Origin of the sequence: Gordonia aquimaris (genome assembly GCF_026262595.1) — a bacterium.
Classification (GTDB): domain Bacteria; phylum Actinomycetota; class Actinomycetes; order Mycobacteriales; family Mycobacteriaceae; genus Gordonia; species Gordonia tangerina.
Genome location: NZ_JAPKFM010000001.1, coordinates 1 through 26,581, shown reverse-complemented (window position 1 = coordinate 26,581; position 26,581 = coordinate 1). Strand labels below are relative to the sequence as shown.

The window sequence follows — 26,581 nt, the reverse complement described above, 5'->3', positions numbered from 1 at the left end:
GGCCCGAGGATGGAAGTAGGGAAACCGTCATGGGGAAACAGATCGTGGTGACCGTGAAGCCGGGCAGCCGCAAAGGGCCGTTGGTGGAGACGAATCCGGCGGGATCGATGACCGTCTACGTGCGCGAGCCGGCAGCGGAGGGACGGGCCAACAAGGCGGTCGCCGAGATCCTCGCCGACCATCTCAGGGTGCCCAAAAGTCGCATCGCACTCGTGGGCGGCGCGACATCGCGCACCAAACGGTTCCGCATCGACTGAGGTGCGCGCCGCGTCCCTCACACCGCGCCGGTGAACCCGTTCTGCCGCCAGGCCTCGTACACGACGATGCTGGCGGCGTTGGCCAGGTTGTGCGACCGACGACCGTCGAGCATCGGAATCCGCAGACGGTCGGTGATCTGCGGTTGGTCGAGGACGTCGTCGGGGAGGCCGGTCGGCTCGGGACCGAACAGCAACACGTCGCCGGGCCGATAGTCGACGTCGGTGTGATAGCGCGAGGTGTGGGCGGTGAATGCGAACACCCGTTCCGGCTGCAGCGTCTCCCATGCCGCCGTCAGATCGGGATGTACTGTCACGGTCGCCATCTCGTGGTAGTCGAGTCCGGCTCGTTTCACCTGTGCATCGGACATGTCGAATCCCAGCGGCTCGATGAGGTGCAACTCGCACCCCGTGTTGGCGGCCAGCCGGATCGCGTTGCCGGTATTCGGCGGAATGCACGGCTGATAGAACATGATGCGGAACATGATCGGCGAGTCTAGCCAGTGTCGCGAGTCCAGAACTTCTGGCCGCAGCTTCTGCTTCCGGTCGCAGTTTAGGCCCCAAGCCGGAACCCGGAACTGCGGCCAAAACGGTTACGGGTCGAGCGTGAAGGGGGTGTTGGCGCCGCAGAGGACCACGCACAGTGTGGTGTCTGGTGCGGCGGTGACCTGGCCGGTGCAGATGGCGGCGACCGCAGACGCGGTGCCGTGTTCCACCAGGATCCGGTAGTCGGTCCACAGCATCCGACGAGCCGCGATCAGGTCGGCATCCGACACCGTCACGCTGGTCACCTCGCGGCCGGCGATCGTGGCCCAGCAGATGTCGCCGAGGCGGGTGGCACCCAGGGAATCGGCCGCGACACTGTCCAGCTCCACCGGTACCGGTCGGCCGGCGTCGATGGCCTGGTGCAGACACGACGCCCCGATCGGTTCGACCCCGACCATCCGGTCACCGGGTCCCGTCGCGGCGGTCATGCCGCCGAGCAGTCCGCCCCCACCGACACAGACCACGCAGGTCAGCGGACCGTCCACGTCCTCGGCGAGCTCGAGACCGATGGTCCCGGCACCGGCAACGATGTCGGGCAGGTCATAGGCGTGCAGTGCCAGCGCACCGGAGCGCCGGATCATCTGCGCAGCCGCGTCGGCCGCGTCCTGGTAGCGCCGACCGATCAAATCAACATCAGCGCCCAACGCTCGCAGCCGCTCCACTTTCACCGTCGGCGCGGTCTCGGGGATTACAACGGTGCAGCGGCAACCGGCGATCCGGCCCGCCCAGGCCGCGCCGATCGCGGCATTGCCGCCCGAGGCCACCAGCACGCCGGCATCGTCGAGTCGTCCATCGTTTGCGGCATGCAGGACCGCGTTGAGGCTGCCGCGCGCCTTGAAGCACCCGCCGAGCTGCAGATACTCCAGCTTGATGACCACCTCGACGGGCCCGTCCACCGTGGGCAGTGCAGTTCGAAGCGTCGGCGTGCGCCGCAGATGCCCCGCGATCCGGTCTTGTGCCGCGATGACATCGGCTCGGGTCACGGCGTCGTTCGACATCGGATGAGTGTCCACGTCCGGTCACGCTAGTCGGAGTGGAACAATGGTCTCCCGTGACCGCGATACGACTAGACGGCAAGGCCACTCGCGACGAGATCTTCACCGACCTCGGAGCCCGCGTGGAGAAGTTGCGGGCCGCCGGCATCACCCCGGGCCTCGGCACGGTCCTCGTCGGTGACCACCCCGGATCGCAGTCGTATGTGAAGGGCAAGCACTCCGACTGCGCGCGGATCGGGGTGGCCTCGATCCGCAAGGACCTGCCGGCGGACGCGACAACCGAGGAACTCAACGCGGCCATCGACGATCTCAACGCCGATCCGGCATGTACCGGCTACATCGTGCAGTTGCCCTTGCCGCGGCACCTCGACGAGAACGCGGCACTCGAGCGGATCGATCCCGACAAGGACTCCGACGGTCTGCATCCCATCAACCTCGGGCGACTGGTTCTCGGCAAGGAGGCGACGCTGCCGTGTACGCCGCGCGGCGTCGTGCATCTGCTGCGGCGATACGACATCCCGATCGCCGGGGCGCGGGTCACCGTGATCGGGCGCGGCGTCACCATCGGTCGCCCGATCGGGCTGTTGCTGACCCGCCGCAGTGAGAACGCCACTGTCACGCTCTGTCACACCGGCACGCGTGACCTCGCGGCGGAAGTTGCCCGCGCCGACATCGTCGTGGCCGCCGCCGGCGTGCCGCACCTGATCACCGCGGACATGGTGAAGCCGGGTGCCGCCGTCATCGACGTGGGCGTCAGCCGCACGGATGCCGGACTCACCGGCGATGTGGCTCCCGACGTATGGGAGGTGGCCGGACACGTGTCGCCCAACCCCGGTGGCGTCGGGCCGCTGACTCGCGCGTTTTTGCTGGTCAATGTGGTGGAACGGGCAGAGGCGCAGCTGGCCGAACGGGCCCGGGTGGGAACGTCGGGGTGACGCCGGCCGACCGGGACCCTACGGCCCGCGGCTCCGTCACCAGGGTCCGGCGTGGCCGCAACGCAGCGCGGTTGCGCCGCTACCTGGTGCAGATTCCGTACTTCGTCGTGTTGCTCGGTCTGCTCGCCGCAGCGGTGCTCGTGTTGTTCGACCGCTGGCGTCGCGGCGCTTTCGTCTTCGGGTCGGTCTTGCTGCTCGGTGCCGTGTTACGTGCCTTCATTCCAACCTCAAGAGTGGGATTGTTGCAGGTCAGAAGTAAATTCTTTGACGTCGCCGTGATGGCGTCGGTGGGCTCGCTGATCTTGTGGCTGGCGACGTCCATCGATCCGTTGGGCACAGATTGATTACAATAGAGATCAACATGTGACCTGACGGCCCCCGACCGGGGACAACACAGCTGGAGAAAACGCATCACTTCGACGATCACCACCGACGACTCGACCACCGCCGACACCTACACGTCGATGGGTGTGTCCGCAGGCGAGGGCATGATCCATTTCGTCCTGCTCACCCGCGACGACGTGGGTCGCAACGTGGTCGACACCCGGGTCATCGACATCGATCGAAGCGACGGCCTCGACATGGCGGGTCGCGTGAACGCCGGCATTGACCTCATGCTCACCGCTGCCCGGGACGCCGGTCGGCGTGTCGGACCCATCGGCGTTGCAGCGCGCACCGCCAAGCAGCGGCGCGATCTGGCCTCGCGGGGCAGCGGTCCGCGTCGTCAGATCCATCTCGTCGACGAGGGCGACGCTGTGGTGGCCTATCTGTCGGCAAGCGGGCGAATCGACCGCTACGCGTCGGTCGTGGTGGCCGATTGCGGTGATACGGGGATGTCGCTCTACACCGTGGATCCGTCCTCGCAACGCATCTCGGCGCCGATGCGCTCGCGTGCGCTGGCCGGCCGTGACGTGGACCGGGCGCTCGTGGCCGAGCTGACCGCTGAAGACACCCACCGCGACAGTCACCTGGCGCGCGGCCGTCGCAGCGCACTCATCGCGGCCTGCCGCGCCGCCAAAGAAGAGGTCACTCCGCACGGTGACGATTCGGTCGTGCTGGCCGAAGGCCGCGGTCATCCTCGCCTCACCAGCGCCGTGATGGAGCGGGCTCTCGCTCCGATGGTCGCCGAGGCCCGTGCGGTGATCACGCGCTATCTGTCCGAGAGTGCGGTGCGTGACGCCCGCCCGGAAGCCGTCGTGCTGGTCGGTGGCATCGCGAATCTGCCGGCCGTGCGTGCCATGCTCGACACGGCCCGCGTCGAGGTGGTGGTGCCCGACGCCCCGGAACTCGCGGCATCGGTCGGCGCGGCGATTGCGGCCCGGGCACAAACCTCGGCGGCAACCTCGCGATTGGCGTTCATCGGTGGGCGGCGCAACCGGGAATGGCTCTCGGCCACTCCGCTGGCGGTGGTGGGGGCGATCCTCGCGGCTGCGACGATGACGATCTATGCGGTGAGTTCATCGTTGGCGGGTCACAACGCCCCGGCGCCGTCACCGATACCGCCGGTCGCCACATCCATCGAGTCGGAGACGTCCACGACGACCGCCCAGACGTCGAGCACCACCACCGCCGCCGCACCGGCGCCGCGGACCCCGCAGCTCCAACCTGAACCGATGGTGCCGACGACGCAGCAGCCGCAACCGCGGTGGGACGAATCGCCGGGATGGGCGACCACGGAACTGCCGCCGACCGCAGAGTCGGGCCCCGCCACGTCGACACCGACACGCACGCTGCTGCCGTATCCGCTGCCGTCGTTGCCGTGGCCGCCGGGCACCCGCCCCACCCCGACCCTGCCGGAGTTCATCCCACCGGGACTGCTGCCGCAGTCGTCCACGCAGGCGCCACCCGCAGCACCGGTGACGCCGACCACGACGACGCCGGCACCGCGGCGCGCGGCTCCGGAGGATGCGGCGCCGGTGTCCACGACCACACCGACCACGACAACGCCGACCCCGGTCCGGTAGCGCCGATCAGGCCGACCGCCATCGGGTCGGGTCGGGTCTCAGGTTCGGGCGATCTCTGCCGTGCGCTTGAGAAGGTCACTGATCGCGTCGAATTCGGTCAGGAAACCGTCGTGACCGTTGTCGGAGTGCAGCACCTGCAGACCCCCGACGCAGTTGCCGAGTTGCTCGGCGAGTTCTTCCTGCAGCCGTATCGGATACAGGCGGTCCGACGCGATCCCACCGACGATCACCGGAACCTGGCAGGCACCCAGGACGTCCTCGACGCGGCCCCGGTTGCGGCCGACGTCGTGATGGTTGAGCACCTCGCTGAGTACGACGTAGCTGCCGGCGTCGAAGCGTTGGGTCAGCTTGTCCGCCTGATGCTGCAGGTAACTGTCGGCGGAGTAGCGACCACCGTGCAGGGGTTGTTCGTCGGCCTGGGGATGGTTGGCGAAGCGACGATCGAGTTCCACCTCACCCCGATAGGTGAGATGGGCGATCCGCCGGGCCACACCCAGTCCGGCGGTGGGAGCACGGCCCGTGCGGTGATAATCGCCGTTCTGCCATGCGGGATCAGCCTGGATCGCGGCGATCTGAGTGGTCTGGGTGCCGATCTGATCGGCAGTCGCCCGGGCCCCGACCGCGAGCACCAGTGCGCTGCGCACCATCTCCGGATATTCGATGGCCCACTCGAGCGCCCGCGCGCCGCCCATCGACCCGCCGACCACCGAGCCGATTCCGGTGATCCCCAGGTGATCCATCAGGATTCGTTCGGCGCGAACCTGATCGAGCACCGTGATCTGCGGAAAGCGAGAGCCCCACGGCCGCCCGTCCGGGGCCGGCGATGCAGGTCCGGTGGAGCCGCGACATCCGCCGAGCACGTTGGCCGAGATGACACACCATTCGTCGGTGTCGATGGCGAGTCCGGGGCCGATCAGCCCGTCCCACCATCCAGCGGTCGGGTGCTCGTCGTCGGCGGGGCCGGTGACGTGTGAGTCACCGGTCAGCGCGTGCAGGGTGAGGATGACGTTGTCGCGGGTGGGCGACAATGTCCCCCAGCGCTGGAAGGCCAGGGTGACATCGTCGAGCCGTTGGCCGTTGTCGAGAGATACCGCACCGATGCGGACGCTGGACATCGCCCCGTCCGGCATCTGCTCCCAGTCGGGGCGATCAGCGGGCTGGGTTTGCGGTTCGATACTCACCGACACAATTCACTCACTCTTCGTCACACTCGATTGTCGACGCATTGGCCTGTTGTCACATGAATGCTCTTGTCCCACACATCACTTGGCAGCAGCAAACCCCAGTTCCAGGTCGGTGATGATGTCGTCGATGCCCTCGATACCCACTGCCAGCCGCACCAGACCGGGGGTGACGCCGGCGTCGATCTGCTCCTGCGGGGCCAGTTGGCTGTGGGTGGTGGAGGCGGGGTGGATCACCAGTGATCGCACATCACCGATGTTGGCCACGTGACTGTGCAACGTCAGTGCGTCCACGAACTTCTTGCCCGCATCCACGCCGCCGATGATCTCGAAACTGACGATGGCGCCCTGCCCCTTCGGCAGTAGCTTCTGGGCGCGGTCGTACCAGGGCGACGACGGTAGACCCGCGTAGGCCACCGACTCCACCTGAGCGTGACCCTCCAGGAACTCGGCCACGCGACGTGCGTTGCTCACGTGGCGTTCGATGCGCAGACTCAGCGTCTCCAGTCCCTGCGCCAACAGGAAGGCATTGAACGGAGAAATCGCCGCGCCGGTGTCGCGCAGCCACTGAACTCTGGCCTTCAGGGCAAACGCCGGGGCACCGAGGTCGGCGAACACCGCACCGTGATAGCTGGGGTCCGGTGTGGTGAAGCCCGGGAAGAGATCGACGCCGTCGCGTTGTACCCGCCAGTCGAAGGTGCCGCCGTCCACGATGGCACCGCCGATCGCGGTGCCGTGGCCGCCGATGTATTTGGTGGCCGAGTGCACCACGATGTCCGCGCCGTGGGCGAGCGGGTTCAGCAGGTAGGGCGTCGCGACCGTGTTGTCGACGATCAGCGGCAGGCTGTTCCGGTGCGCCACCTCGGCGATGCCCTCGATGTCGAGGATCTCGTTGTTCGGATTGGAGATGGTCTCACCGAACACCGCCCGGGTGTTGTCCTTGATGGCCGCCTGCCAGGAGTCCAGGTCCTCGGGATCATCGACGAAGGACACCTCGATGCCGAGCTTGGGCAACGTGTAGTGGAACAGGTTGAATGTGCCGCCGTAGAGCCGTGGGCTGGATACCACGTGGCCACCGGTCTCGACGATGTTCAGGATGGAATACGTCTCGGCGGCCTGACCCGACGCGAGCAGGAGCGCGGCGACGCCACCTTCGAGCGCGGCGATTCGCTGTTCCACCGCATCCTGAGTGGGGTTCATGATCCGGGTGTAGATGTTGCCCGGTTCGGCGAGCCCGAAGAGATCAGCGGCGTGTTGGGTGTCGTTGAAGACGTACGACGTCGTCTGGTAAACGGGCAGTGCCCGTGCATTGGTAGTGGGATCCGCCGTCTGTCCGGCGTGGATCTGTTTGGTCTCGAAGCTCCAGTTCGACGTGGGATCGACGACGTCGGAGCCAGTGGAGTCAGACATGACCATGTCCTACTTTCTGCGGTCGGCAGGGTGCAACGACCCTGGTGGGGTCCGACCTTCGGACCCGCGCTTGCCTCGGAGTGCATCTGCATTCCTCAACCCGGTCATCACCCGGAGCACCCCACCGCGGTTGGAGGGTTGCCGATCAGCAAGCCGGGGCTTGACGCTGATGCTCATGACCTGGCGTCAAGGATATAGCACGCCCCTGCGCGGCTGAGAACCGTGTTGTTCGCGGTGATCGGAACACGCCTGGATCGGTAGGTCACAAACTGAGAACAACTGTCGTCCGAAAGGATGAACTTCGGCCGTAATGCGACTGAAACCCCAGGTGAGAGTCGTTAGTCTAACGAACGATGATGCGGTCTTTGAGATCGCGGATCTAGGCTGTCGCCAGCCCAGGCCCTGCGACGAGAAGAGATCTGATGCCTGCTCGGTGCCGTTCGGCACACCGGATGACGGTCGTGCTCGTTGCCATAGCGAGTGCTCTCGCGGTGGCTGCCGCGTACTGCCTTCCGGCCGGCGTGGCCCGGGCGGATTCGGACGACGACTACGACTGTGGTGCGGGCGCCGTGATCATCGTCGGCGGGACGAATGACCCGGACGCGGCGAACATGATCGGCGTCAAGCAACGCTTCAGCGGCACCGGAATCGATGACACGCCCGGGACCGCCGACGACGACCCGCGCTACGCGGACGCTCCCTACAAAGTGATCAACGCCGACTATCCGACGACCCTGTGGCCGCTCGGCGCTGCGGGCTACGACGACAGCGTCGCGCAGGGCAACGCCGCGACGAAGCAGGCGATCGCGCGCTACCAGTATCACTGTGACACGCCGGTGGTGGTCGCCGGCTACTCGCAGGGTGCGCGGGTGGCCGGCGACGTCCTCTCCGACATCGGCAACGACCGCGACGACAAGGTCGTACTGCTCGACGAGCACGGGAACCCGGAGCTCGACGACGAGGGCGAACCGATCGTCGTCGACATCAGTACCGACGACCTGTCCGGCGAGCTCTACGCCGATCCCCGGCGGGTGGGGGACAAGACCGGCCGTGGCATCGAACTCTCACTGATCGGCGTGATCCCCGGACTCACCATGAGCGGCGCCCGAGAGGGCTATGGCAACCGGGGTTTCGGTGAGCTCGAGGACTCCGTGGTTTCGGTCTGCGTCCAGGGCGACCCCATCTGCGACCTGCCCGACCCGCTATACGACCCCATCGGGACCGTCGACGGCCTGGTCGGCTATTTCACCAAGCACGGTCTGTACAACTGGCAGATGTATCGCGATCCCACCGAACCGGTATGGAACACGGGACGCGTGGTCGATTGCGGAGCCGACCAGACCGACTGCATCGCCGAGGCGGACTCGGCCATCATCGGCGTCATCCGCGATGGTGCCGAGACGATCGGGCTCGACGGTACGAGGATCCGCGATGTCCTCGCCGATCGGTGGACCGTCGATCTGCCCTATGGAATCGAGCTGTCCAACCTGCAGCCGGTGGTCCGCGTCGTCCAGGACGTCCTGCCGCCGCTGCCGAACGTCGGCTACGGCGGCTATCTTCCCGATCTGTTGGTGTTCGAGAAGATCCTCAATGGAGTGGTCGAACGGGCACCCGACGATGTCAAGGAGGGCGTCGCCGCCCTGGCCGCCAGCGCCAAGAGCATCGTGCTGATCCCCGCCAACTTCGTGAAGTACTGGGCCGGCGAGATCATCGGACCGCTGCCGACCCGCAGCACGGTCGTGGGTCCGCACGTCACGGAAGAGAGCGCCGACGATGCGCCCCGACAGGTCACCTTCTTGCGTGCGATGTCGCAGGTGACGGACATCGAGTCCGAGGCGGTGGGCCCCGAACGCTCGACGCCCTCGGAGTCCGGGGCCGTTACGTCGGCAGTGGCACCTGACTCGGGGCCTGAATCGTCACCGAGCGCTACGCCACCGAACGCTACGCCACCGAGCTGGCCGACGACGGCCGACAGCTCGACGACCACCTCGGTCCGCCCCACGCCGACGAGTCCGTCCACGACGGCCGACACCTCGCCCCCGTCTCCGACGACACCGCCCGCCTCCTCGTCGGGCACGGCTTCCTCGACGGCCGAGGTGCCGGCACCGATCGAGACGGACACGTCCGACCCGAACACCCCGACCGAGGAGAACACCGATCCAGACGACGGCGAGGGCGACAGCAGAACCGAGCCCGGCCCCGCGACGGGCGTGACCGGCACCGGATCGGGCTCCGGCTCGCCGAAGGTGGGTACGTCAGACGGCGACAGTCCGGAGGATGGCGAGTAGCCGCGCACCCGTGTGAACGAACTCACGCCCGGCTCGGGGAATCACGTCCGGGGAGGCCGTGGTTGGTGACGGAGTGTCTTCAGCCCCTGCCGATTCCGCAGCCCTGACCGTCGCCGACCGCGCGCCGGTTCCCCCGTCGGTGCGGCGGTGGGCCATCATCGCGCTGGCACTGGGCGGCTTCGGGATCGGTACCACCGAGTTCGTGGCGATGGGATTGTTGCCCAACATCGCCGGCACCCTGGGGATCAGTGAGCCCACCGCCGGTCACGTCATCTCGGCGTATGCCCTCGGGGTGGTGGTCGGAGCCCCGTTGATCGCTGCGCTCACTGCCCGCGTCCCGCGCCGGACCTTGCTCATCGGTCTCATGGTCGCGTTCACCGTCGGCAACCTCGTCACGGTGCTGGCACCGAGTTACGGCCTGTTGATGGCCGCGCGCTTTGTCGCCGGTCTGCCGCACGGCGCCTACTTCGGGGTGGCGGCTCTGGTCGCCGCGCACCTGGCCGGCCCGCGTGATCGTGCCAAGGCAGTGGGCAAGGTGATGCTCGGGTTGTCGGTGGCCAATGTCGCGGGTGTGCCGATGGCCACCTGGCTCGGTGAATCGCTGGGTTGGCGTTCGGCGTTCGCACTGGTGGTGGTCATCGGTCTGGCGACGATCGTGGCGCTGATGCGCAGCCTTCCGCCGCTGGCCGACATGCGGGTGACCAATCCCATGACCGAATTGGGCGCACTGGCCCGGCCGCAGGTGTGGTTCACCCTGCTGATCGGCGTGGTCGGGTTCGGCGGCATGTTCGCCTACTACACGTACTTGAACTCGGCGCTGACCACGGTGGCGGGTGTGCCGGTGTCGCTCGTACCGGTGGCGATGATGCTGTTCGGACTCGGCATGGTCAGCGGCAACATCGTCGGCGGCATTCTCGCCGACCGCAGCGTCCCGTTCGGCATCCTCGCCGGCCTCATCGCCACCTCGGTGTCCCTGGCGCTGTTCGCTTTGACCCTGCAGAACGCCTGGGCGGCAATGATCCTGAGCTACGCCATCGGTCTGTCGGGGGCATCGACGATCCCCGCACTACAGACCCGGCTGATGGACGTGGCCGACGACGCGCAGACGTTGGCGGCGGCGCTGAATCACTCCGCACTCAACATCGCCAATGCGACAGGCGCCTGGCTGGGCGGCCTCGTCATCGCCGCGGGGCACGGATACCGGGCGCCGTCGATGATGGGTGCGGGGCTGGCGGTCGCGGGGATCGCGGTGTTGGGCTTGGCGCTGTTCACCGGGCGACGCCGCGGGCCCCGACCTCAGTCGATGGTCGGGGGTGTGGCGACCGTCTTGGACAGGTAGAGCTGTTCGCCGATGCGGTCCATCAGCTCGAGCTGGGTCTCGAGATAGTCGATGTGGTGTTCTTCGTCGGCAAGGATGTCCTCGAGGATCTTCGCGCTGGTGATGTCGCCCTTCGAGCGACACATCGTGGCGCCCGGGCGGAGCCGTTCGACGACCTCCATCTCGATGGCCAGGTCGGACTCGAACTGCTCGCGCAGCGTCTGACCGATGCGCAGGGGAAGGATCTTCTGATAATTCGGCAGCGCCTCGAGGAACAGGATGCGATCGGTGAGGATCTCCGCGTGCTGCATCTCCTCGATGGACTCGGCGCGGGTTTTGCTCGCGATCTCGGTGAGGCCCCAGTTGGCCTGCATCTTGGAATGCAGGAAATACTGGTTGATGGCGGTCAGCTCGCTGGTGAGCTGTTCGTTGAGCAGTGCGATCACTTCGTCGTCGCCGCGCATGACCGTTCCTCCGTTCACAGTGGTGAAATGAACGTAGCACGCCGAAAAGCCCCACGTTCGGCATCTGAACGTGAGGTTGTGGATTCGGCCGTCACACGACGGTGATCATGCTGCGGTGGTCGCGGTGGCGGTCCTTTCGGAGACGATCTGTGCGAGTCGCTCGAGGCATGTGCCGCAACCTTCACCGGCGCCGCATCGTTCGCCGATGGCGTCCACGGACATGGCGCCCGCTGAGCAGTGCTCGTGGACTTCGTCCTCGGTCACTGCGCGGCATATGCAAACGAACATCGGTTTCACCTCGAATCGGATCAGTTAGGCAAGGATTACATAAAGCGCTACCCATGGCAAGGGTTGCCTTACCTTTGGTACGGACGCACCAATTTCGCCGGTACCCTCGTGGCCGTGTCACTTGCCATCACCACTGTCAACGTCAACGGAATCCGCGCGGCCGTGAAACACCGTTCGGAACGCAACCGCGGCCTGCATGCCTGGCTGGCCGGCACCGAGTCGGACATCGTGCTGATGCAGGAGATCCGAGCCGATGCCGAGCAGGCCCACGAGGCGTTGGCGCCGGCGCTTGCCGACGGTTGGCAACTGGAGATGAGCGACTCGGTCGTCAAGGGGCACGCCGGTGTGGGCATTCTCAGCCGCCTGCCGATCGAGGCGGTTCGCGTCGGCTTCGGTGATACCGAGTTCGATCCCACCGGCCGATACCTCGAGGCCGATCTCGACGGGCCGTTGGGTCCGATGACCGTCGCCAGTGTGTATCTGCCGAAGGGTGCGGCGGCGACGTCGGAACCCAAGGATGTGCAGAAGTACGACGAGAAGGTCCGATTTCTCGATGGCTTCGGTCGACACCTCGACCGGTTGGCGCGTCGGCAGCGCCATGTGGTGATCGGCGGTGACTGGAACATCGCGCACTCCGAGGCCGACATCAAGAACTGGAAAGGCAATCGCAAGAGTCCGGGCTTTCTGCCCCACGAGCGTTCCTGGGTCGGCGATCGGCTGGGTGCGGGATGGTCGGATGTGATGCGCGAGCTGACACCTGGGCAGGCGGGTCCGTATACGTGGTGGTCGTGGCGCGGCAAGGCCTTCGACAACGACTCGGGGTGGCGCATCGATTACCAGCTGGCCAATCGACGACTGGCCCGGCATGCGGTCAAGACATGGGTGGACCGCGCCGACGCCTATGACCTGCGCTGGTCGGATCATGCACCGATGACCGTCGTCTACGACTGACCCGAGGTCGTCTGAGACACTGGACGTCATGAGCAGTGACGTCCCAGGGTCAGGCGCCGCGCGGCCGCGCGTGTTGTCGGGTATCCAGCCGACCAGTGATTCCTTCCATCTCGGCAACTACCTCGGTGCCGTTCGGCAATGGGTTGCGCTGCAGGACGATTTCGAAGCCTTCTACTTCATCCCGGACATGCATGCCATCACCGTCGCCTATGAGCCCGCGGTACTGGCCGAGCGGACCCGGCGCAGCGTCGCCCAGTTGCTGGCGGTCGGCGTGGACCCGGCGCGGTCCACGATCTACGTGCAGTCCCACATTCCCGAGATCGCGCAGTTGACCTGGGTGCTGTCCTGCATCACCGGTTTCGGTGAGGCCAGCCGGATGACGCAGTTCAAGGACAAGTCGGCCAAGCAGGGTGTCGACGCCGCCGGCGTCGGGCTGTTCACCTATCCGATTCTGATGGCCGCCGACATCCTGGCCTTCGACGTCGACCGCGTGCCGGTCGGCGAGGATCAGCGTCAGCACCTCGAACTTGCGCGAAACCTCGCGCAGCGCTTCAACTCTCGTTTCGGCAAGGTCCTCAAGGTGCCCGAGGCGCATATCGTGCGCGAATTCGCCAAGATCTACGACCTGCAGAACCCGACCGCGAAGATGAGCAAGTCGGCGGAGTCCGACCGCGGCCTGATCAATCTGCTCGACGAGCCCAAGCGCTCGGCGAAGAAGATCCGCTCCGCGGTCACCGACACCGACACCGAGATCCGGTTCGATCCGGACACCAAGCCCGGGGTGAGCAACCTGCTGACCATCCAGTCGGCGCTCGGTGGCACTCCGGTGGATGTCCTGGTCGACAAGTATCAGGGCAAGGGATACGGCGATCTCAAGGTCGACACCGCCGACGTGCTGACCGAGTTCGTGACCCCGCTACGGGGCCGGGTGGCCGAGTACATGGACGATCCGGCCGAACTCGACGTGACCCTCGCGAGCGGAGCCGAACGCGCGCGGTCGGTCGCTTCGGCGACACTTGCGGCCGTCTATGACAAAGTGGGTTTCCTGGCACCCGGCGGGTGATCAGTCACCGACCGGGCTGACCCCGCAACCCGACCGAGGAGGCGGCGCAGGTGAGTTCGGTGGTTGATTCGGCCAAAGGGACCGTGGAGCGTGCGAAGAGCGGATTCGCCGCCGCCCGGGAGAGATGGACCTGGCTCGAACACGTCATCCAGACGGTGCAGCGCTACAACGATCGCCGGGGCAACCTCTACGCTGCTTCGATCAGCTTCAACGGCATCTTGGCGTTGGTCCCGATCGTGATGGTGGTTTTCGCGATCGCCGGTTTCGTTTTGGCCAGTCAGCCCGACCTGCTCGACGACCTGCAACGGGCCGTGGTGGAGAACATGCCCGAAGGGCTGGGTGATCAGGTCAGCGATCTCATCGACTCCGCGGTCGACCAACGCGCCGCTGTCGGCATCGTCGGTCTGGTCGGCGCCGCGTTCACCGGCATCGGTTGGATCTCCGGGGTGCGCACCGGCATGACCGAGATGTGGGGCGGACGAGTCAACCGCAACCCGGTGATGTCCAAGGTGTGGGATCTGGTGACCTTCGCCCTGCTGGGCATCGCCTTCGCGGGGACGATGGCGATCACCGCGCTGGGGAACTCGGGGCTGACCACCGAGGTTCTGTCCTGGGTCGGGCTCGACGACGCGGCGTGGGCGCCGGCCGTCGTTCGCACGGTTGCGATCGTGGTGTCGGTATTGGCGAGTTGGTTGCTGTTCACCTTCGTGATGTCGCGACTTCCTCTGGTGCAGTTACCATTTCGCAACACGATGAAGGCCGGTCTGCTCACCGCGATCGCCTTCGAGATCGTCAAGACGGTCGGCGGCATATACTTGGAGTCGGTGCTGAACGGGCCCGCCGGAGTGACGTTCGGTCCCATCATCGGCCTGCTGGTCTTCGCGTACCTGGCCTCGCGGATCGTGTTGTACGCCGCCGCCTGGTGTGCCACCGACGTGGCCAACGAGCCGTATCAGGTGACCGAGGAGGACGAGACACCGGCGCCGGTGCTGGTCTCGCCGAACTATCAGGTCAGCCCGGCACCGCGACCGACGACGCTGGTGGCGGTGGCGGGGATCGGTGCTGCCGCAAGCGCCGTCGTCGGTTGGCTGATGCGACGCTGAGTATCACCTCTTGGCGAACAGGCGTATCGCGAGGAGCGCCAACAGCACTGCCACGAGCGCGGCAACGAGACCGATCAGGATGCGGACCGACCAGCCTGCCGGATGGTCGGGTCCGGTCGCGGTGACTGTCCGCGGCGATGCGGTCGGGGTGGTGGTCGGAGTGGACGTTCGTGTCCCAGTGGCGGCAGAGTCGGCCACGGGGGTTGTCAGCGTGCCGATCTCGACGTTCGCAGGTGTCCGGAATCCGTAGTCGAACAATGCTTTCGTCTGGTCCCAGTACGAATTGGTGCCGACGGTCAGGCCGAACATCTCCACAACGAGGATTCGTCGTCCGTCCCGCTCGGTGACGCCCACATACGTCTTGCGGGCATCGTCGGTGTAGCCGGTTTTGCCGCCGATCATGCCCGGATATCCCTCGAGCAGAAGGTGGTTGGACGTCTGCATCAGATACGCGGGATGATCCTTGTCGCCCGGGACATCGGGACGCTTCGGGTAACCGGGAAACCGGTAGCTCTCGAGCGCGACGATCGACTGGAACGTGGTGTCGGTCATCGCCTCCCGAAGGATCACCGCGAGGTCGTACGGCGACGACGACATTCCTGGCGCGTCCAACCCAGACGGTGACGCCGCACGGGTGTCGAGCGCACCGAGCGCCTGCGCCTTGGCGTTCATCTTCGCGAGCGTCTCCTCGACGCCACCCAGTTGACGGGCGAGCGCGTTGGCGCAGTCGTTGCCCGAGACGACGAGCAGGCCGGTGAGCAGGTCGCGATTGGAGTAGTGGCCACCCGGGCCCATCCCGCAGGAGTCGCCTTCGGTGCTCCATTCCGCCACGGTGGGCGTGATGACGGCGTCGAGGTCGAGCTCGTCGAGGACGACCAGGGCCAGGAGCACCTTGATCGTCGAGGCCGGCCGGTACCGACCGTGGGGGTCCTTGGCGGCGAGTACCGCTCCCGAGTCGAGGTCGGCGACCAACCAACCGGCCGACGTGAGCGCGGGCGGGATGGGTCCGGCGATCGGATCGGCGACGACACCGCAGTGCGCGAGTTGTTCACCGCCCACGGACGTCGCAGGCACCGGCAGCGGTGTGGGGGTCGGTGAACCGGGTGCGACCACCTCGGACTCGTCCACCGGAGGCGGGGTGCCCACCCGATAGGGGCAGTGATCGGTGATCGGGGTCGTCGGCATCGGAGCGGCGGCGGCCGGCCCGAACGTCCCGCCGGTCATCATCAGGCACACTGCCGCGGCGAAGGCCGCGGCCAGACGCTTGCCGACACCCGCCGGCCTCCCCTCCGTCACCGGCAGGAGCCTACCAGCGGCCGCCTATCTGCTGATGGCGTCGGGTGGCGAGTTCTGGCGGGACGTCGTGGGTTGAGTAGGTCGAGGCGCTAGCCGCGGCCGAATCGAAACCTGGTTGGCCGGGGTCTCGATACGCTGCCTCGCCCAGGGGCTCGGCGGCTACTCGACCAGCGGTTTGTGGCCGGTGGTGGGGTGGCGTGGCGGTTACTCGACCGGCGGTTTGTGGCCGGTGGTGGGGTGGCGTGGCGGTTACTCGACCGGCGGTTTGTGGCCGGTGGTGGGGTGGCGTGGCGGCTACTCGACCAGCGGTAGGTGGAGGGGTGGCTCGGCGGTTACTCGACCGGCGGTGGGTGGCCGGCTGCCAGCCACTCGTCGATCTGGGCGAGCACCGTGTCTCGGCGCTCCTGTGGTAGGAAAATCGCGGTCACCGAGTTGCGGGCCAGCTGGGCGAGTGTGTCGTCGGTCAAGGCGAACTGTTCGGCGACGGCGAGGAAGTTGTCGTCGACGTGGCCGCCGAAATATGCGGGATCGTCGGAGTTGATGGTCACCACGACGCCTGCCTCGATCAGGTGCGGCAACGGATGCGATGCGAGATCTGCGACCGTGCGCAGCCGCACATTCGACAACGGACACACCGTCAGCGGAATGCGGTGGGCCGCGAGCTGGGCCATCACACCTGGATCGTCGACGCTGCGGATGCCATGGTCGACGCGGTGCACCGCCAGTTCCTCGATCGCCTCGCGCACCGATTCCGGACCTGACTCCTCGCCGGCATGGGCCACCCGTCGCAGGCCGAGCGCGGCTGCCCGCGCGAACACTTCGGCGAACGGCGCGGCGGGATTACCGATCTCGGCCGAATCGAGGCCCACGCCGACGATCGGCGCGGACATGTCCACGAGCTCGTCGAGTACCGCCGACGCTTCGGCGACCGGCCGGTCACGCAGAAAACAGGCGATGAGATCGGTGGTGACACCGAACTCCGCCCGCGCATCATCGAACCCGTCGACGAGTCCGCCGACGACGTCGTGCAGTGGCACGCCACGTGAGCGGTGGGCCTGCGGGTCGAAGAACACCTCCGCGTGCACGACTCCGGCCAGGTGCGCCCGCGCGCCGTATTCGTATGCGAGGCGGGCGAAGTCGTGGCGGCGACGGAGCACATCGAGGTTGGCGTAGTAGATGTCGAGGAACGATGACAGGTCGGCGAACACGTAGCGCTCACGTAGTACCTCGGCATCGGGATACGGCAGTTCGATGCCCTGATCGTGCGCGAGTTCCACTACGAGATCGGGCTCCAACGTGCCCTCGATGTGCACGTGCAGCTCGACCTTGGGTAGTTCGCGAATCCGGGACATGCTCTACAGGAGCGTATATGCCTCAGTGAGTACCGAGCGCAAGATCTGCTCCATCTCGTCGAACTCCGCTTGACCGGCGATCAGTGGGGGAGCGAGCTGCACAACCGGGTCGCCGCGGTCATCGGCGCGACAGTACAGCCCCGCGTCGAATAGGGCCGAGGACAGAAATCCGCGCAGGATGCGTTCGGACTCGACGGCGGTGAACGTCTCCTTGGTGGCCTTGTCCTTGACGAGTTCGATCCCGTAGAAATACCCCGCGCCGCGGACGTCACCGACGATCGGCAGGTCACCGAGCCGCTCCAGGGTCGCCCGGAACGAAGCAGCGTTGTTCTTGACGTGGTCGTTGAGGTGCTCCCGCTCGAAGATGTCGAGGTTGGCCAGCGCCACCGCAGCCGAAACGGGGTGACCGCCGAAGGTGTAACCGTGCGGGAAACTGGTGGTGCCGTCGCGGAACGGTTCGAACAGTCGATCGCTGGCGATCATCGCGCCGATCGGCGAGTAACCCGAGGTCATTCCCTTGGCGCAGGTGATGATGTCGGGGACGTAGCCGAAGTCGTCGCAGGCAAACATCGACCCGATGCGGCCGAACGCGCAGATCACCTCGTCGGAGACCAGCAGCACGTCGTAGGTGTCGCAGATCTCGCGGACCCGATCGAAGTATCCCGGTGGCGGTGGGAAGCAGCCGCCGGCGTTCTGGACCGGCTCAAGGAACACAGCGGCCACGGTGTCCGGGCCCTCGAACTCGATGGCCTCGGCGATGCGGTCGGCTGCCCACCGACCGAACTTCTTCGGATCGGCGGCCAACTCGCCGGTACCGAAGGGATCCGGCGCGCGGTAGATGTTGGTGTTGGGTACCCGGAACGCGCCCGGCGTCAGCGGTTCGAACGCCTCCTTGAGCGCAGGCACACCGGTGATAGCGAGTGCGCCCTGTGGCGTGCCGTGGTAGGCCACCGAGCGCGAGATCACCTTGTGTTTGCCCGGTTTGCCGGTGAGCTTGAAGTACTGCTTGGCCAGCTTCCACGCGCTCTCCACGGCCTCGCCGCCACCCGTGGTGAAGAACACGCGATTGAGGTCGCCGGGTGCATGAGCGGCGAGCCGTTCGGCGAGTTCGATCGCCGGCGGGGTCGCGTAGGACCAGAGTGGGAAGAACGCCAGGTCCTTGGCCTGCCGCGCGGCGGCCTCGGCGAGCTCGTCTCGGCCGTGCCCCACCTGGACGACGAAGAGGCCGGCCAGGCCATCGAGGTAACTCCGGCCGCGGTCGTCGAAGATCCGCACTCCCTCACCGCGGGTGATGACCGGTGGCCGGATCGCGTCGCCGTGCCTGGCGAAATGTCCCCACAGGTGTGCGGCGCTGCGGTCGCCGAGCGACAGGGTGGCGGTGGGCTCGTCGGCCATGCTCATCGGGTTCCCCAATTGTATTGCTGTTTCACGAGTTTGAGATAGACAAGGGTCTCCGTGGCGTTGACCTCAGGGTGGGCTCGGACGTGTCGGTTCAGAATCTGCAGCAGGTGGTCGTCGTCCTCGCAGACCACTTCGATGAGGATGTCGAACGAGCCTGCTGTGAGCACCACGTAGTCGATCTCCGGACGGGTGGCGAATTGCTCTGCCAATGCTTCGGTGTCGCCGGTACACCGGACGCCGATCAGGGCTTGCCGGGAGAAGCCGAGGGTGAGCGGGTCGGTGACCGCGACCACCTGCAGCAGCCCGCTCTCGGTCAACTTCTGGACGCGGTTGCGAACAGCGGCCTCCGACAGGCCCACTGCTTTGCCGATCGATGCATACGAGGCGCGGCCGTCGGCTTGCAGCTGTTCGATAATTCTCTTCGCGGTGTCGTCGAGTGTGGGGAGAGCGGATTCGGCCACACCTACGATCCTGGCGGATTCAGTAGTAGAAAGCAACAGATCTCACGGAATTCGTAGTCCTCTGCGCCTTGCGACAAGCGATTCTGTCTTTGGAGCGCCCCGAACCGTGTTGTCAGCTCATGTGGACGGCCGGGCATCGGGTCCGCAGTACGCCGTGGCATGTTGCCCCGAATGTGCGGTCTTCTCCCGAACCTTCACCGCGTTCACCCAGACCGCGCATCGGGCGAATCCGCCGGACGATTGGAAGACGGCGTCGATCCTCTGATGTCGTACCCGACTGGTGAACACCAGCGACGCAGAGTATCTCGCGGACGTCGGATCATGACGGGTGAGCGGGACACGGGTCTGGCTGCGCAGCGTGTTGTGGCTGTCGTACCAGGACGCCCCACTGTTGACCTCGCGGTCCGAGGTCAGCACCACGGTGATGCGGTCACCGGCACCCGGGTGGCGCGGGGATGCTTGGGCGTGCGGCGAACCGACGGTGATCGCGACGCCCGGGCCGATGACGAGCCCGATGCAGACCAGTGCACCGACGGCCAGTGAATGTGTGCGGCTCATGGTGATTGGACGCATCAGGGGTGCGATCGGTTCCACCGACGACGATGCCCCTCCTCGAGAACCGAGGAGGGGCATCGTCGGGGCTGCAGATAGGTCTATCTGCTTCTGAGGGCCGGATCGGCCGTCAGCAGGTCAACGCGAGAACATCAGCGCACGTTTGACCTCTTGGATTGCCTGGGTGACCTGGATGCCGCGGGGGCACGCCTCGGTGCAGTTGAAGGTGGTCCGGCAGCGCCACACACCATCCATGTCGTTGAGGATGTCGAGACGCTCGACCGCACCCTCATCGCGGCTGTCGAAGATGAAACGATGCGCGTTGACGATGGCGGCGGGACCGAAGTAGCTTCCCTCGTTCCAGAACACCGGGCAGCTGGTGGTGCAGCAGGCGCACAGGATGCACTTGGTGGTGTCGTCGAAGCGGGCACGGTCGGCCTGGCTCTGGATACGTTCCCGGGTCGGCTCGTTGCCCGACGCGATGAGGAACGGCTTGATCGCGCGGTAGGCATCGAAGAACGGCTCCATGTTCACCACGAGATCCTTCTCGACCGGCAGGCCCTTGATGGGCTCGACGGTGATGGTGAGCTCCTTGGATGTGTCCTTCGGGAGCATGTCCTTCATCAGCAACTTGCAGGCCAGGCGGTTGACGCCGTTGATGCGCATCGCGTCGGACCCGCACACGCCGTGGGCGCAGCTGCGTCGGAACGTCAGGGTGCCGTCCAGGTAACCCTTCACGTACAACAGCAGGTTGAGCAACCGGTCGGTCGGCAGCGCCGGCACCCGAAAGCTCTCGAATCCCTGCGCGTCCGGGTTCTCCGGATTGAACCGGTAGATCTTCAACGTGACCATGGTGGCCTCGTCGGGCACCGGGGGCAGCGGCGGCTCGTCGGCGGATGGGGTGGGGTTCTCCATGATCGCTGTCATCAGTACTTACGCTCCATCGGCTCGTAGCGGGTCTGCACGACGGGCTTGTAGTCCAGCTCGATGTCCGCGAGAAGGCCCTCGCCCTTCTTGTACGCCATGGTGTGGCGCATGTAGTTGGTGTCGTCGCGGTCGGGGTAGTCCTCGCGGGCGTGACCGCCGCGTGACTCCTTGCGATTGAGCGCGCCGACCACGGTGACCTCGGCCATCTCCAAAAGGAAGCCGAGCTCGATCGCCTCGAGTAGGTCGCTGTTGAAGCGCTTGCCCTTGTCGTGCACGCGGATGTGGTTGTAGCGCTCCTTCAGTGCGTGCACGTCGGTGAGTGCCTGCTTGAGCGTCTCCTCGGTACGGAACACCGACGCGTTGTTGTCCATCGTCACCTGCAACTCGGTGCGGATGTCGGCGACGCGCTCATGGCCGCGTTCGCTGAGCAGCACCTCGAGCCAGTCGTCGACCATCTTGGTCGGCGTCTCGGGCAGTTCGATGAAGTCGGCCGACGTGGCGTAGTCGGCGGCGGCGATACCGGCCCGCCGGCCGAACACATTGATGTCGAGCAGCGAGTTGGTGCCCAGCCGGTTCGCGCCGTGCACCGACACACAGGCGCACTCGCCGGCCGCGTAGAGGCCGTGCACCACGGTGTCGTTGTCGCGCAGCACCTGACCCTCGATGTTGGTCGGGATGCCACCCATAACGTAGTGGCAGGTCGGGTACACCGGGACGTACTCGGTGACCGGGTCGACACCGAGGTAGGTGCGGGCGAACTCGGTGATGTCGGGCAGCTTCTCGTTGAGGACGTCCTCGCCGAGGTGGGTGACGTCGATGTAGACGTAGTCCTTGTTGGGCCCGGCGCCGCGGCCCTCGAGCACCTCGAGCACCATCGATCGAGCGACGATGTCGCGGGGTGCGAGGTCCTTGATGGTGGGGGCGTAGCGCTCCATGAAGCGTTCGCCGTCGGCGTTGCGCAGGATGCCACCCTCACCACGCACGGCCTCCGAGATCAGGATGCCGAGTCCGGCCAGGCCGGTCGGGTGGAACTGATGGAACTCCATGTCCTCCAGCGGCAATCCCTTGCGGAAGACGATGCCCATGCCGTCGCCGGTGAGCGTGTGGGCGTTGGAGGTGGTCTTGTACATCCGGCCCGAGCCGCCGGTGGCGAACACGATTGACTTGGCGTGGAAGACGTGGATCTCGCCGGTGGCCAACTCATAGGCGACCACACCATTGGCCACCATCTCGCCGTCTTCGTTTTCACCGAGGCAGATGTCGAGCGCGTAGAACTCGTTGAAGAATTCGACGTCGTGCTTGACGCAGTTCTGATACAGCGTCTGCAGGATCATGTGGCCGGTGCGGTCGGCGGCGTAGCAGGCACGTCGCACCGGCGACTTGCCGTGATCTCGGGTGTGTCCGCCGAATCGGCGCTGATCGATCTTGCCCTCGGGGGTGCGGTTGAACGGCAGCCCCATCTTCTCCAGATCCAGGACCGCGTCGATGGCTTCCTTGGCCATCACCTCGACGGCGTCCTGATCGGCGAGGTAGTCACCACCCTTGACGGTGTCGAAGGTGTGCCACTCCCAGTTGTCCTCTTCGACGTTCGCCAGCGCGGCGCACATGCCACCCTGTGCTGCGCCGGTGTGGCTGCGGGTGGGGTAGAGCTTGGTCAGCACCGCTGTCCGCGCACGTGGCGCGGATTCGATGGCGGCGCGCATGCCGGCCCCGCCGGCACCCACGATGACTACGTCGTAGCGATGTTCCTGCATCAGTTTCGTCAGTCTCCTCAGCCGACGCTGTTCACGTCGAAGGTCAGCAGTGCGTAGGTGCCGAGCACCAGCACCAGGATCATCGAGATGCCCAGCAGGACGTTCAGCCAGAACCGGGTGGAGTCCTTGCGTGAGTAGTCGGCGATGACGGTGCGGACGCCGTTGCCGCCGTGCAGCTGGGCCAGCCACAACATGCTGAGATCCCAGATCTGCCAGAAGGGTTCCTTCCAACGCGCGGCGACGAACGAGGCGTCGATGCGGTGCACGCCGTCGTCCCAGGCGAGCATGATGAACATGTGACCGATGGTCAGGATGATCAGCGCGAGCCCGGAGAAACGCATGAACAGCCACGCGTACTTCTCGAAGTTCCCACCTTTGCGCATCCGCGGTGCGCGGGGATTGTCCAGGCTTGCCGGACGGTCGTAGTCGGTGCCCAGCGTCTTCGCGGCACCCGGAGTTGCTTGCGATGCAGTCATCAGGTGCCTCCTAGAACGAGTGGGTGATCAGGATCTGCAGCAGACGGACCGCACCCGCGCCGAAGACTATGACGAACAGGGTCAGGATCACCCACAGCATCTGCCGCTGATACTTGGGGCCCTTGGACCAGAAGTCGACCAAGATGATCCGCACACCGTTGAACGCGTGGTAGACCACACACGCGACCAGCGCGATCTCCATGAGTCCGATGATCGGCGTCTTGTACGTCTCGATGATCTCGGAGTACTTGTTGGGATCGATGCGGATGACCGCGGTGTCCAGTACATGGACGAAGAGGAAGAAGAAGATGGTGACACCGGTGATGCGGTGCAGCACCCACGACCACATGCCTGGGTCGCCTCGATACAGGGAGCGTTTGCGCACCGGCTCTGGTGCTACCTCGGTGGGGGTGCTCATCGCGAAATTGGCCTCCAACAGCGTCGATGGATGTGCCGAGTCGGCATTATCAGGCTCGGCCGTGGACCCATGCATGAGACTCTAAACCTATGCTGAGGCCGGGCGTAAATTGCCCGAACAGATTTGGGCGACAACTGATCTCGAATTAGGTATGCCTTACCAAGGTTATTGGTCGTATCCGGGGTCACATCTTGCTCGCCCGTACCGATTGTGAGGAGCCTGTCGTGTCTGTCGACGTGGACTGGAAACTGTTGCGGGACAACGCTGAAGCCATGATCGAACGGGCGTATGCGCCATACTCCGGCTTCCCGGTGGGTGCGGCCGGCCTGACATCGGACGGACGTGTGGTGCTGGGCTGCAATGTGGAAAATGTCTCATATGGTCTCGGCATCTGCGCCGAGGTCGCCCTGGTCGCGCACCTGGTCGCGACCGGTCGACAGCCGCTGGTCGCGGTGGCGGTGTGCGATGCCCGCGGGGCGATCCTGATGCCGTGCGGACGCTGTCGGCAGGTATTGCTCGAACACGGCGGGTCCGTGCTGCTGGTGGACCATCCCAGCGGGCCGCGGCGCCTGGCAGAGCTGTTGCCCGATGCGTTCGGGCCCGAGGATCTGGAGGCGGCGCGATGAGTGACCAGGACGTCACGACCGAATCGTGGCCCGAGGACGCAGAGGTCATCGACACGATCTCGGTGATCCGGACCAAACGTGACGGTGGGGAGTTGTCCGACGCCCAGATCGACTGGGTCATCGATCGCTACGCCGCGGAGCACCGCGACGTCGTTGACGAACAGATGTCGGCGTTGTTGATGGCGATCCTGATCCGGGGTATGTCGCGCCGCGAGATCGCCCGCTGGACCCAGGCGATGGTCGACACCGGGCGCCGGATGGATTTCACCAGGCTGCGCCGCGACGGCCAGCAGCTGACCACCGTCGACAAGCACTCCACCGGCGGGGTGGGGGACAAGATCACATTGCCGTTGGCGCCACTGGTGGCGTCCTACGGTGTGGCGGTTCCGCAACTGTCTGGGCGTGGGCTCGGCCACACCGGCGGCACGCTGGACAAGCTGGAGTCGATCGCGGGCTGGCGTGCCGATGTCGGTCCAGACGAGATGGTCGATCAGCTCGAGCGGGTCGGTGCGGTGATCTGCGCGGCGGGCCGTGATCTGGCACCGGCCGATCGCCGGCTCTACGCGCTTCGTGATGTCACCGCGACGGTGGAGTCGATTCCGCTGCTGGCGAGTTCGATCATGTCGAAGAAGATCGCCGAGGGCACCGGTGCGCTGATCCTGGACGTCAAGTTCGGCAGCGGGGCCTTTCTGAAGACCGAGCAGCTCAGCAGGGAACTGGCCGAGACGATGGTCGAGCTCGGTGAATCGGCCGGGGTCACCACCCGCGCGCTGCTCACCGACATGAACACGCCGTTGGGGCTGACCGCGGGCAATGCGCTCGAGGTGGCCGAGTCGGTCGAGGTGCTCGCGGGTGGCGGCCCGGATGATGTGGTGCAGCTGACTGTGGCGCTCGCCAGGGAGATGCTCGACGCGGCGGGGCTCGGCGAGGTGGACCCGGCGGTCAACCTCGCCAACGGCAAGGCCATGGATGTGTGGCGGGCGATGGTGGCCGCCCAGGGCGGCGACCCGGATGCGCCGCTGCCGGTCGCCGACCACACCGACACCGTCACGGCCGAGCACTCGGGCGTGGTCGTCGGTCTCGACGCCTGGGATGTCGGGATCGCGGCGTGGCGTCTCGGAGCGGGACGTGCGGTGCCGGGTGCGGCCGTGCAGGCCGAGGCGGGCGTCACCATCCACGCCAAGCCCGGGGATCGGGTGCGTCGGGGCGATCCGCTGTTCACTCTGCACACGCAGACCGCCGAACGGTTCGCGCCGGCGCGGGCCGCGTTGCGCGCCGCGGTCACGGTGGGCGACGCGCCGGGCGAGCCCGCGCCCCTGATCGTCGATCGCGTTACCGTCGGTGCATGACGACCGCGCAAGTGCCCGCTTCGAATCGGGCGACCGACCTCGGGCCGGGACGGCCGCTGGATCTGCCCAACATCAGGCTGGCCCCGAAGGTGCTGCTGCACGACCATCTCGACGGCGGTCTACGACCGAGCACGGTGCTCGAATTGGCGCGGGAAACCGGCTATGGCGAGCTGCCGGCCGACGATCCGGACGAACTCGCCGAATGGTTTCGCGACGCGGCCGACAGCGGCTCACTGGAGCGCTATTTGGAAACGTTCGCGCACACAGTCGCCGTGATGCAGACGCCCGCCGCGCTGACCCGGGTGGCCCGCGAGTGCGTCGAGGACCTCGCGGCCGACGGGGTGGTGTATGCCGAGGTGCGCTATGCGCCCGAACAACACCTCGAACAGGGTTTGACGCTCGACGAGGTGGTCCAGGCAGTACTCGACGGATTCGCGGCAGGTGAGCGGGAAGCGGCCGAGGCGGGACGCCCGATCATCGTGCGATGCCTGGTCACCGCGATGCGTCATGCCGCGCGGTCGCGCGAGATCGCGGAGTTGGCGGTGCGTTTCCGCGACGCCGGCGTCGCGGGTTTCGACATCGCCGGGGCCGAGGCGGGCAATCCGCCGACGCGGCATCTCGATGCGTTCGAGTTCATGCGGGCCAACAACGCTCCGTTCACCATTCACGCCGGCGAGGCGTTCGGTCTGCCGTCGATCCATGAAGCGATCGCGTTCTGCGGTACCGACAGGCTCGGTCATGGTGTGCGGGTCATCGACGACATCGTGCTGCCTCCTGGTGCGGACCTCACCGCCGAGAGCTTCACCGGTGCCGAGCTCGGGCAAGTTGCCGACATCGTCCGCGACAAACGCATCCCATTGGAGTTGTGTCCCAGCTCCAATGTGCAGACCGGAGCTGTCGCCTCGATGGCCGATCATCCGTTCAACGTGCTGGCCCGCCTTCGTTTCCGGGTCACGGTGAACACCGACAACCGGTTGATGAGCGACACCACGATGAGCAAGGAGTTCTTGCGGCTCGCGGAGCAGTTCGGCTACGGCTGGGCCGATTTCGAACGGTTCACGGTCAACGCGATGAAGTCGGCGTTCATCCACTTCGACGAACGACTCGCGCTGATCGACGACGTGATCAAGCCGGGGTATGCGGTCCTGCTGGGTTGACCCTTCGTGACGCTCGCAAGCTCGCTCCTCAGGGATTGGGGTGGGCATCTGC

The 26,581-nt window shown here is 66.2% G+C and carries 27 protein-coding genes and 1 riboswitch; of the genes, 12 read left to right on the top strand and 15 right to left on the bottom strand.

Translation table 11 applies throughout. The features are described from left to right. The first annotated feature begins 29 nt into the window (after nt 1–29). The gene (locus OSB52_RS00135) at nt 30–257 is read left to right on the top strand and encodes a DUF167 domain-containing protein (RefSeq protein ID WP_266059556.1); all 228 of its coding nucleotides are present in this window, start codon (nt 30–32) and stop codon (nt 255–257) included. A gap of 17 nt (nt 258–274) precedes the next feature. On the opposite strand, the gene OSB52_RS00130 is transcribed toward OSB52_RS00135, so the two are convergent. Both OSB52_RS00130 and OSB52_RS00125 read right to left on the bottom strand, forming a co-directional pair. Beyond that, nucleotides 275–739, bottom strand: a complete 465-nt coding sequence (locus OSB52_RS00130) for a tRNA (cytidine(34)-2'-O)-methyltransferase (RefSeq protein ID WP_266059554.1) — start codon at nt 737–739, stop codon at nt 275–277. A 108-nt stretch (nt 740–847) separates the two neighbouring features. Beyond that, nucleotides 848–1,798 carry a serine/threonine dehydratase gene (locus OSB52_RS00125; RefSeq protein ID WP_266059552.1) on the bottom strand — a complete coding sequence of 317 codons (951 nt, stop codon included), beginning with the start codon at nt 1,796–1,798 and terminating at the stop codon, nt 848–850. A 53-nt stretch (nt 1,799–1,851) separates the two neighbouring features. On the opposite strand from OSB52_RS00125, the gene OSB52_RS00120 reads away from it, so the two are divergent. The 3 genes from OSB52_RS00120 (at nt 1,852) to OSB52_RS00110 (ending at nt 4,694) form a co-directional block, all read left to right on the top strand. Next, nucleotides 1,852–2,730: a bifunctional methylenetetrahydrofolate dehydrogenase/methenyltetrahydrofolate cyclohydrolase gene (locus tag OSB52_RS00120; protein ID WP_266059550.1), complete on the top strand. Its 879-nt coding sequence runs from the start codon at nt 1,852–1,854 to the stop codon at nt 2,728–2,730. After that, on the top strand, nt 2,727–3,074 hold the full coding sequence (locus OSB52_RS00115; RefSeq protein ID WP_372475002.1) for a DUF3017 domain-containing protein: 348 nt from the start codon (nt 2,727–2,729) through the stop codon (nt 3,072–3,074). The genes OSB52_RS00120 and OSB52_RS00115 overlap by 4 nt, the downstream gene beginning before the upstream one ends. A 120-nt stretch (nt 3,075–3,194) precedes the next feature. Then, nucleotides 3,195–4,694: an Hsp70 family protein gene (locus OSB52_RS00110; protein WP_235723725.1), complete on the top strand. Its 1,500-nt coding sequence runs from the start codon at nt 3,195–3,197 to the stop codon at nt 4,692–4,694. Nucleotides 4,695–4,732: 38 nt separating this feature from the next. Here the strand turns inward: OSB52_RS00110 and metX are convergent, their stop codons facing one another. Then, nucleotides 4,733–5,881, bottom strand: a complete 1,149-nt coding sequence (metX, locus tag OSB52_RS00105; protein ID WP_235723726.1) for a homoserine O-acetyltransferase MetX — start codon at nt 5,879–5,881, stop codon at nt 4,733–4,735. Nucleotides 5,882–5,956: 75 nt separating this feature from the next. Beyond that, nucleotides 5,957–7,285 carry a bifunctional o-acetylhomoserine/o-acetylserine sulfhydrylase gene (locus OSB52_RS00100; RefSeq protein WP_235723727.1) on the bottom strand — a complete coding sequence of 443 codons (1,329 nt, stop codon included), beginning with the start codon at nt 7,283–7,285 and terminating at the stop codon, nt 5,957–5,959. A 61-nt stretch (nt 7,286–7,346) separates the two neighbouring features. Continuing rightward, nucleotides 7,347–7,466, bottom strand: a riboswitch (SAM riboswitch). Between the two features lie 241 nt (nt 7,467–7,707). Between OSB52_RS00100 and OSB52_RS00095 the strand changes: the two genes are divergently transcribed. Both OSB52_RS00095 and OSB52_RS00090 read left to right on the top strand, forming a co-directional pair. Then, a complete protein-coding gene (locus tag OSB52_RS00095) occupies nt 7,708–9,573 on the top strand; it encodes a cutinase family protein (protein WP_266059548.1) in 1,866 nt (621 codons plus the stop codon). A gap of 103 nt (nt 9,574–9,676) precedes the next feature. Continuing rightward, nucleotides 9,677–10,912 carry an MFS transporter gene (locus OSB52_RS00090; RefSeq protein ID WP_266059886.1) on the top strand — a complete coding sequence of 412 codons (1,236 nt, stop codon included), beginning with the start codon at nt 9,677–9,679 and terminating at the stop codon, nt 10,910–10,912. Here OSB52_RS00090 and bfr read toward each other — a convergent pair. Beyond that, on the bottom strand, nt 10,870–11,355 hold the full coding sequence (gene bfr / locus OSB52_RS00085; protein WP_235723729.1) for a bacterioferritin: 486 nt from the start codon (nt 11,353–11,355) through the stop codon (nt 10,870–10,872). The genes OSB52_RS00090 and bfr overlap by 43 nt on opposite strands. Nucleotides 11,356–11,460: 105 nt before the next feature. After that, on the bottom strand, nt 11,461–11,643 hold the full coding sequence (locus OSB52_RS00080; protein WP_235723730.1) for a (2Fe-2S)-binding protein: 183 nt from the start codon (nt 11,641–11,643) through the stop codon (nt 11,461–11,463). 114 nt (nt 11,644–11,757) lie between these two features. Here OSB52_RS00080 and OSB52_RS00075 point away from each other — a divergent pair, with 114 nt between their 5' ends. From OSB52_RS00075 to OSB52_RS00065, 3 genes are read left to right on the top strand one after another with little or no spacing between them, the layout of a single operon-like run. Further along, nucleotides 11,758–12,594, top strand: a complete 837-nt coding sequence (locus OSB52_RS00075) for an exodeoxyribonuclease III (RefSeq protein ID WP_235723731.1) — start codon at nt 11,758–11,760, stop codon at nt 12,592–12,594. Between the two features lie 28 nt (nt 12,595–12,622). Further along, nucleotides 12,623–13,657, top strand: a complete 1,035-nt coding sequence (gene trpS, locus OSB52_RS00070; protein ID WP_266059546.1) for a tryptophan--tRNA ligase — start codon at nt 12,623–12,625, stop codon at nt 13,655–13,657. A gap of 50 nt (nt 13,658–13,707) precedes the next feature. Continuing rightward, entirely contained in the window at nt 13,708–14,760 is a 1,053-nt protein-coding gene (locus tag OSB52_RS00065) for a YhjD/YihY/BrkB family envelope integrity protein (RefSeq protein ID WP_235723733.1), read from the top strand. 3 nt (nt 14,761–14,763) lie between these two features. On the opposite strand, the gene OSB52_RS00060 is transcribed toward OSB52_RS00065, so the two are convergent. From OSB52_RS00060 to sdhC, 9 genes are all read right to left on the bottom strand, one after another. Then, nucleotides 14,764–15,987: a serine hydrolase gene (locus OSB52_RS00060; RefSeq protein WP_372512286.1), complete on the bottom strand. Its 1,224-nt coding sequence runs from the start codon at nt 15,985–15,987 to the stop codon at nt 14,764–14,766. 401 nt (nt 15,988–16,388) lie between these two features. Beyond that, nucleotides 16,389–17,408: an adenosine deaminase gene (locus tag OSB52_RS00055; RefSeq protein WP_266059544.1), complete on the bottom strand. Its 1,020-nt coding sequence runs from the start codon at nt 17,406–17,408 to the stop codon at nt 16,389–16,391. Between the two features lie 3 nt (nt 17,409–17,411). Beyond that, a complete protein-coding gene (locus OSB52_RS00050; protein ID WP_235723735.1) occupies nt 17,412–18,809 on the bottom strand; it encodes an aspartate aminotransferase family protein in 1,398 nt (465 codons plus the stop codon). After that, nucleotides 18,806–19,270 (bottom strand): Lrp/AsnC family transcriptional regulator, encoded by a 465-nt coding sequence (locus tag OSB52_RS00045; protein ID WP_235723736.1) that lies wholly within the window; start codon nt 19,268–19,270, stop codon nt 18,806–18,808. Before OSB52_RS00045 ends, OSB52_RS00050 begins: the two co-directional genes overlap by 4 nt. 117 nt (nt 19,271–19,387) lie before the next feature. Further along, on the bottom strand, nt 19,388–19,828 hold the full coding sequence (locus tag OSB52_RS00040) for a hypothetical protein (protein WP_235723737.1): 441 nt from the start codon (nt 19,826–19,828) through the stop codon (nt 19,388–19,390). A 132-nt stretch (nt 19,829–19,960) separates the two neighbouring features. After that, nucleotides 19,961–20,749, bottom strand: coding sequence for a succinate dehydrogenase iron-sulfur subunit (locus OSB52_RS00035; RefSeq protein ID WP_266059541.1), 789 nt, complete (start codon nt 20,747–20,749; stop codon nt 19,961–19,963). Further along, complete coding sequence (gene sdhA / locus OSB52_RS00030) at nt 20,749–22,503, bottom strand: succinate dehydrogenase flavoprotein subunit (RefSeq protein WP_235723739.1); 1,755 nt, start codon at nt 22,501–22,503, stop codon at nt 20,749–20,751. Before sdhA ends, OSB52_RS00035 begins: the two co-directional genes overlap by 1 nt. 17 nt (nt 22,504–22,520) lie before the next feature. Then, nucleotides 22,521–22,979: a succinate dehydrogenase hydrophobic membrane anchor subunit gene (locus OSB52_RS00025; protein ID WP_235723740.1), complete on the bottom strand. Its 459-nt coding sequence runs from the start codon at nt 22,977–22,979 to the stop codon at nt 22,521–22,523. A gap of 10 nt (nt 22,980–22,989) precedes the next feature. Beyond that, complete coding sequence (gene sdhC / locus OSB52_RS00020) at nt 22,990–23,397, bottom strand: succinate dehydrogenase, cytochrome b556 subunit (protein ID WP_235723762.1); 408 nt, start codon at nt 23,395–23,397, stop codon at nt 22,990–22,992. Between the two features lie 224 nt (nt 23,398–23,621). On the opposite strand from sdhC, the gene OSB52_RS00015 reads away from it, so the two are divergent. From OSB52_RS00015 to OSB52_RS00005, 3 genes are read left to right on the top strand one after another with little or no spacing between them, the layout of a single operon-like run. After that, nucleotides 23,622–24,023, top strand: a complete 402-nt coding sequence (locus tag OSB52_RS00015) for a cytidine deaminase (protein ID WP_235723741.1) — start codon at nt 23,622–23,624, stop codon at nt 24,021–24,023. Next, nucleotides 24,020–25,372 (top strand): thymidine phosphorylase, encoded by a 1,353-nt coding sequence (locus tag OSB52_RS00010; RefSeq protein WP_235723742.1) that lies wholly within the window; start codon nt 24,020–24,022, stop codon nt 25,370–25,372. The genes OSB52_RS00015 and OSB52_RS00010 overlap by 4 nt, the downstream gene beginning before the upstream one ends. After that, nucleotides 25,369–26,529, top strand: coding sequence for an adenosine deaminase (locus OSB52_RS00005; protein WP_235723743.1), 1,161 nt, complete (start codon nt 25,369–25,371; stop codon nt 26,527–26,529). The genes OSB52_RS00010 and OSB52_RS00005 overlap by 4 nt, the downstream gene beginning before the upstream one ends. Nucleotides 26,530–26,581 lie beyond the last annotated feature (52 nt).